This is a genomic window from Acidisoma sp., from assembly GCF_035492295.1.
Lineage (GTDB): Bacteria > Pseudomonadota > Alphaproteobacteria > Acetobacterales > Acetobacteraceae > Acidisoma.
Genome location: NZ_DATJJK010000270.1, coordinates 1 through 6629, shown reverse-complemented (window position 1 = coordinate 6629; position 6629 = coordinate 1). Strand labels below are relative to the sequence as shown.

Here is a 6629-nt window from a genome sequence, read left to right as displayed (position 1 = left end):
TCCCGCCGCGCTTCAAAGGTCGTTTCTGACAAATTTTGTGCGAAATTGGTCCGGTTCATGTTGCGGTGCCGCATGGACCGGGCTAGCTTTGGGGCAATCGTCAGGATCCCGGTGAGAACCCGGGTGGCTCTTCCGGCCGCCAATCCGCCGGACAATGCGAGCGACTGCGGCTCTCATCCCTAGGGCAGGCTCTGCTGCCGACGTCGCGCGACCCTCACGGGCCCCGTTCCATGTCCCCCAAACCAACCTCCCACTACGCTGCGGAGTGGTTCACCACGCCCCGCAGCGCCATCAATGACATTCTCGCCGGCATGGTCGCGACCTTCGCGCTCATCCCCGAGGTCATCGCCTTCTCCTTCGTCGCCGGGGTCGACCCCGAGGTCGGCCTTTTCGCGACCTTCATCCTCGGCATCGTCATCGCCTTTACCGGCGGCCGGCCGGCCATGATCACGGGCGCCGCCGGCTCCGTCGCCCTCGTCGCCGCCGCCCTGGTGCGCAGCCACGGGCTGGACTATCTCCTGCTCGCGACCCTGCTCGCAGGCCTGTTCCAGGTGGTCTTCGGCCTGCTGCGCCTCGATGTGCTGATGCGCTTCGTCTCGAAATCGGTGCGCACCGGCTTCGTCAACGCCCTCGCCATCCTCATCTTCTCGGCCCAGTTGCCGCAGATGATCCATGTGCCGTGGCAGACCTATCCGATGATCGCGCTCGGCCTCGTCATCATCTACCTGCTGCCGCGCGTGACGACGGTGATCCCCTCGCCGCTGATCTGCATCATTGTGCTGACGGTGGTGAGCTTCGCCTTGCCGATGCCGCTGCATGTGGTCTCCGACCTCGGCAAGCTGCCGACGAGCCTGCCGCATCTCGTGTTGCCTCATGTGCCGCTGACCCTGCAGACGCTTGGGATCGTCGCCCCCTATGCGTTGGCCATGGCCGTTGTCGGCCTGCTCGAATCGATGATGACGGCGAGCGTGGTCGACGAATGGACCGAGACTACAAGCTCCAAATCGCGCGAATGCTGGGGTCTCGGTCTTTCCAACATCGCCGCCGGCCTCTTCGGCGGCATCGCCGGCTGCGGCATGATCGGCCAGACCGTCGGCAATCTTCGCTATGGCGGCCGGGGACGGCTCTCGACGCTCACCTCCGGTCTCTTCCTGCTGCTACTGATCGTGGTGCTGCATCCCTGGGTCGCCCGCATTCCCGTGGCGGCCCTCGTCGCCATCATGATCATGGTCTCGGTCAGCACCTTCTCCTGGTCCTCCTTCCGCGATCTGGCGCGGCATCCCAAGGTCTCGAGCGTCGTCATGCTCGCGACCGTGGCAGTGACCGTCGCGACCTCCGATCTCGCGGCCGGCGTCGCGGTGGGGGTTCTCCTCTCCGGCGTCTTCTTCGCCTTCAAGGTGATGCGCCTGATGGGGGTGGACGCGACATACGACGAGGCGACGGATACCCGCCTCTATCGCGTCTCGGGCCAGATCTTCTTCGCGAGCGCCGATATGTTTGCTGATCGCTTCGACTTGCGGGACGAGGCCAAGCGCGCCGTGATCGACCTGACGCAAGCCCATTTCTGGGACATCACCGCGGTCGGTGCGCTCGAGAGCGTGGTCTCCAAGCTGCGCCGGCACGGGATGGAGGTGGAGGTCATCGGCCTTAACGAGGCGAGCGCGATCCTGGTGGATCGCCACGCCCCGATGGTGCAGTCGGAGGTCTGAGAAAGGGCGCGGCGGCGGATTCCCTACTCGGCCGCCTTGTCCTGCTGATGCACCGGCGCGACCGGCGCCGCACCACGCGCCAGCCGGTTATAGGCATCGAGTGCGGCGATCTTGTAGGCTTCCGCGAGCGTCGGATAGTTGAAGGTATTCTCGATGAAATATTCGAGCTTGCCCTTCAGGTTGAGCACGGCCTGCCCGATGTGGATGAGTTCGGTCGCGCCCTCGCCCACGATATGCACGCCAAGCAGCCGATGGGTTCGGATGGAGAAGATCATCTTCATCATCCCGGTTTCGAGCCCCATGATATGGCCACGCGAGGTCTCCCGGAACCGGGCGATGCCGCATTCATAGGGAATGCCGCGCCGCTGCACCTCCTCCTCGCTCATGCCCACAGTGGAAATCTCCGGGACGGCATAGATGCCGTAGGGAAAGAATTCCGGGGCCGGCGGCATGGGCTGCTGGAAGGCATGGCAGGCGGCGATGCGCCCCTGCTCCATGGAGGTCGAGGCGAGGCTGGGGAAGCCGATGGCGTCCCCCGCCGCATAGATATGCGGCACTTCGCTCTGCAAGGTTTGCGGATTGACGCGCAGGCGGCCGCGGTCATCGGCGGTCAGGCCGGCAGCCGGAAGATTGAGCGCATCGGTCGCGCCGACCCGCCCCGCGCAATAGAGCAGCATCTGGCTGCGCACGCGTCGCCCACTTTCCAGCACGGTCGTCGGCCAGCCATCTTCCATGGTGATGGACGCGACCGCGGAACCAAGGCGCATGGCCATGCCGCGGTCACGCAGTTGATGCGTAAAATCCTCGATGATCTCGTGGTCGATGAAATCGAGGAAGCTGCGCTTGGCATCCACCAGGGACACCGCGACGTCGAGCGCGCTGAAGATCGTGGCGTATTCGACACCGATCACGCCGGCGCCGACGACGGTGAGGCTGCGCGGCAGCTTGGGCAGATCGACGATCTCGTCACTGTCCAGAATATGCTGGCCGTCGAAGGGGATTTCAGGGGGCCTGTACGGCCGGGTGCCGACGGCGATGAGGATCTTCTCGCCCTGGACGCGGCTGATCTCGCCTCCCTCGGTCGTGACCTCGACCGTATGGGGATCGACGAACACGGCCCGGCCGGCCATGGTGCGGACGGAATTGCGGGCGAATTGATGCTCGAGGATATCCACTTCATGGTCGAGCGTCTTGTGCAGACGGGCCATGAGGTCTTCGGCCGCGATATCCTTCTTCACCCGGTAGGCGCGGCCGTAAAAGCCGCGCTCGCGATAGCCGGTCAGGTTCAGCACCGTCTCCCGCATCGTCTTGGAGGGAATCGTGCCGGTATGGACGGAAACGCCGCCGACGCGCCGGCCCTTCTCGATGACAAGGACCGAATAGCCCAGCTTGGCAGCCTGGATGGCGGCGCGGCGACCGGAAGGGCCGCTGCCGATGACGAGGAAGTCATAGGACAACACGCTTCATTGATCCCTTCGCACTTGCAAAAACACCCTAGCACGCGCAGCCGCTCTTGACAGTCTCCGATCGTTGCCGCCTTCGGCCATCACCACTACGATTTCAGGCCTTGACCCGGTAGCCCGGGCCTGACTGACCGAGGAAGCGACCATCATGGACCATGCGCATGCCACGAAGCCGGCCTTCGACTGGGCCGATCCATTTCTGCTCGAGGATCAGCTGACGGAGGAGGAGCGCATGGTGCGGGACACAGCCCGCGACTTCGCCCAGAGCCGTCTCCAGCCCGGGATTCTGGATGCCTATATGACCGAGACCTTCGACCGCCGCCTGATGGAGGAGATGGGCGCACTCGGCCTGCTTGGCCCCACCATCCCGGCGGAATACGGCGGCGCCGGCCTCGGCTACGTCTCCTACGGGCTCGTCGCCCGTGAGGTCGAGCGAGTCGACAGTGGCTATCGCTCGGCGATGAGCGTGCAGTCCTCCCTCGTGATGTATCCGATCCATGCCTATGGCTCCGAGGCTCAACGTGAGAAGTATCTGCCCGGCCTGGCTACGGGCACGTTAATCGGCTGTTTCGGCCTGACCGAGCCCGATGCCGGATCCGATCCTGGCGGCATGCGCACGAAAGCGGTGAAGGTTGCCGACGGCTACAGCCTGTCGGGCACGAAAATGTGGATCAGCAACAGCCCGATCGCCGATGTCCTGGTGGTCTGGGCGAAGTCGGAAGCACATGACGGCGCCATTCGCGGGTTCCTTCTGGAACGCGGCATGCAGGGGCTGACGACACCGAAGATCGAAAACAAGCTCAGCCTGCGCGCCTCCGTTACCGGCGAGATCGTCATGGATGGGGTTATCGTGCCGGAGGAGAACCTGCTGCCGGGCATATCCGGCATCAAGGGGCCCTTCGGCTGTCTCAACCGGGCGCGCTACGGCATCGCCTGGGGCACCATGGGGGCGGCCGAGTTCTGCTTCCATGCCGCCCGGCAATACACGCTCGACCGCCGCCAGTTCGGCCGTCCGCTGGCCGCGACCCAGCTTGTTCAGAAGAAGCTCGCGGATATGGAGACCGAGATCGCCCTCGGCCTGCAGGCGGCCCTGCGGGCCGGCCGGCTTTTCGACGAAGGACGTCTCGCGCCCGAAGCCATTTCCATGGTCAAGCGCAACAACTGCGGCAAGGCGCTGGAAATTGCCCGCGCCGCCCGGGACATGCACGGCGGCAACGGCATTTCCGCCGAATTTCACGTCATGCGCCACGCCGCCAACCTCGAGAGTGTGAATACCTATGAAGGTACGCACGACGTTCATGCCCTCATCCTGGGCCGCGCGATCACCGGCCTCGCGGCGTTCTGACCCATGAGCTGATCAGTCTGCACCGGCCCTCACCCCTACCCGGCCGCTCAGCCCCATATCCTGACGAGGTGGCTGGGTGGAGGTGAGGACCGGGTCCGGACCAGGATCAGGCGGCGCCAGCCACGTAGGACTTCAGGTCCTCGACCTCGCGCTGCTGAGCGTCCAGGCGGGCCTTCACCACGTCCCCGATACTGACGATTCCGATCATCCGCCCATCCTCGACCACCGGCAGATGGCGGAAGCGGCCCTCGGTCATGATCGCCATCGCCTCCTCCACCGATGTGCCACGGCCAATGGTGCGGACGTTGCGGGTCATGATCTCGCCCACCGGCAAATCGAGCGCAGTCGCGCCGCCGAGGGCCAGCGCCCGCACCACGTCACGCTCGCTGAGGATGCCGATGAGGGTCTTGCCCTCCAGCACCGGCACCGCGCCGATGCGCCGCTCGGCGAGCAGACTGCAGATCGCCGAAAGCGAAGCCCCCGCCGTCGTGCTCGCGATCTCCCTGCTCTTTCCTTGAAGAATTCTGTCGACGGTCATCTCACGAACTCCCCTGCATGGTCATGGGCTCTCCGGCCCTGGAGCATGATAGCAGACTCGTTACGAGAGGGTTGCCATTGCGCTCTCACGGAGACGCGACCGCGGAACGACCCACGGTTGCAGTTGCCAAAGCCTTAGCCGATACCGTTCGATGCGCGCACAGCAAGCAGAGGGAAGAGACATGACCCATCACGACATCCCGTTCACGCCCGAGACGATGGTCCGCAGCGTGATCTCCGCCGCCATCCCGCCGGTGCTGACGGTAGCGAGCGGCGATACCGTCACCCTCTCCTCCCTGCCGGCCGGCGGTGCCGCGTCCTTCCCCCCGAAGGACGTGCCTGAGATCTGGCGTGAAGGAATCGCGGCCCACCCGCGCGAGGGCGGGCATTTCCTGACCGGGCCGGTCTATGTGACGGGCGCGATGCCGGGCGACACGCTGCAGATCGACATCCTGGAAGCCAAACCCTGCATGGATTTCGGCTTCGTCAGCATTCTGCCTCTGCTCGGCACCCTGCCGGAGGAATTCGACTACGAGACCATCCACCCGCCGATCGACCATGCGCGCATGGTCACCAAGCTGCCCTGGGGGAAGGAACTGGCGCTCGATCCCTTCTTCGGCATCATGTGTGTGGCGCCGCCGGCCGCTTGGGGCGAGTGCAGCACCATCCAGCCCCGCGCCTTCGGCGGCAATATGGACAATAAGGAGCTGAAGCCCGGCGTCACGCTTTATCTCCCCGTCTTCAACGAAGGCGCGCTCTTCATGGCCGGGGACGGGCATGGCGTGCAGGGCGATGGCGAGGTCTGCATCACAGCCCTGGAAACCGCGCTGACGGGCAAGTTCCGGCTCACGGTCCGTAAAGATATGAAAATCGAACGGCCCTTCGCGGAAAGTGCGACGCATCTGATCTCCATCGGCCTCGACGAGGATCTGGATGACGCAGCGAAGCAGGCGGTGCGGGAGATGGTCGATCATATCTGTCGCCGCAGCAATCTCTCCCGCAACCAGGCCTATATGCTCTGCTCGCTGATCGGCGATCTGCGCGTGACGCAGACGGTGGACGGCAACAAGGGCATCCACATGATGATGAGCAAGACGAACCTGTAGAGGGCGCTCCGGCACCGTCTTCGGCGGGTCGCCGAACTGATGGGGGAAGGCGTGGGAGAAGGCCGCCGCACTGCCGAAGCCTGTGCAATAGGCGACGGCCTGGGACGCGCGCATCCGCCAGCAAGGCCTGCTGCCCCAGCAGCAGCCGCCAGCCGGTCAGATAGGCGGTCGGCGTCTGCCCACCCGAAAGGTCTGAATGCCGGTCAGACCGCCCGCACGCTGCGCCGGTACCAGAAGGTGCCGGCAAAGAGCAGGCCGAGGATGCCGTATCCGATAAAGGGCGAGAGCAGCAGGTAGCGGCCGATCGGCCAAAGATACACGAGCCAGGTCATGATCGCCGTTTGCAGGATAAGGCCGGCACCCCAGAGCACGGTGAGATGCCGGAAGAAGCTTCCACCCTTGGGCGTCGCGATGAAAAGCTCCAGGCGGGCGGCGGCCTCGGCCCCCTGCCGGGCGAAGGTCGCGGCGG

The 6629-nt window shown here is 65.0% G+C and carries 5 protein-coding genes, 1 pseudogene and 1 other annotated feature; of the genes and pseudogenes, 3 read left to right on the top strand and 3 right to left on the bottom strand.

Annotated elements, in window-relative coordinates; genetic code table 11:
* Positions 1–100 precede the first annotated feature (100 nt).
* Positions 101–157 (top strand) — a sequence feature (sul1 is cis-regulatory element that is thought to sense ions involved in sulfur or methionine metabolism; They are found in Alphaproteobacteria).
* A gap of 73 nt (positions 158–230) precedes the next feature.
* A complete protein-coding gene (locus VL752_RS20025; protein WP_325358015.1) occupies positions 231–1709 on the top strand; it encodes a SulP family inorganic anion transporter in 1479 nt (492 codons plus the stop codon).
* A 23-nt stretch (positions 1710–1732) separates the two neighbouring features.
* Here VL752_RS20025 and sthA read toward each other — a convergent pair whose 3' ends face one another.
* Positions 1733–3169, bottom strand: a complete 1437-nt coding sequence (gene sthA, locus VL752_RS20020) for a Si-specific NAD(P)(+) transhydrogenase (protein ID WP_325358013.1) — start codon at positions 3167–3169, stop codon at positions 1733–1735.
* A gap of 151 nt (positions 3170–3320) precedes the next feature.
* Here sthA and VL752_RS20015 point away from each other — a divergent pair, with 151 nt between their 5' ends.
* Positions 3321–4517, top strand: coding sequence for an acyl-CoA dehydrogenase (locus tag VL752_RS20015; protein ID WP_325358011.1), 1197 nt, complete (start codon positions 3321–3323; stop codon positions 4515–4517).
* 106 nt (positions 4518–4623) lie between these two features.
* On the opposite strand, the gene VL752_RS20010 is transcribed toward VL752_RS20015, so the two are convergent.
* Positions 4624–5055, bottom strand: coding sequence for a CBS domain-containing protein (locus VL752_RS20010; protein WP_325358010.1), 432 nt, complete (start codon positions 5053–5055; stop codon positions 4624–4626).
* Between the two features lie 181 nt (positions 5056–5236).
* Between VL752_RS20010 and VL752_RS20005 the strand changes: the two genes are divergently transcribed.
* On the top strand, positions 5237–6160 hold the full coding sequence (locus VL752_RS20005; protein ID WP_325358009.1) for an acetamidase/formamidase family protein: 924 nt from the start codon (positions 5237–5239) through the stop codon (positions 6158–6160).
* A gap of 203 nt (positions 6161–6363) precedes the next feature.
* Here VL752_RS20005 and VL752_RS20000 read toward each other — a convergent pair.
* Positions 6364–6629: pseudogene (locus VL752_RS20000) on the bottom strand (hypothetical protein); the annotation flags it as partial.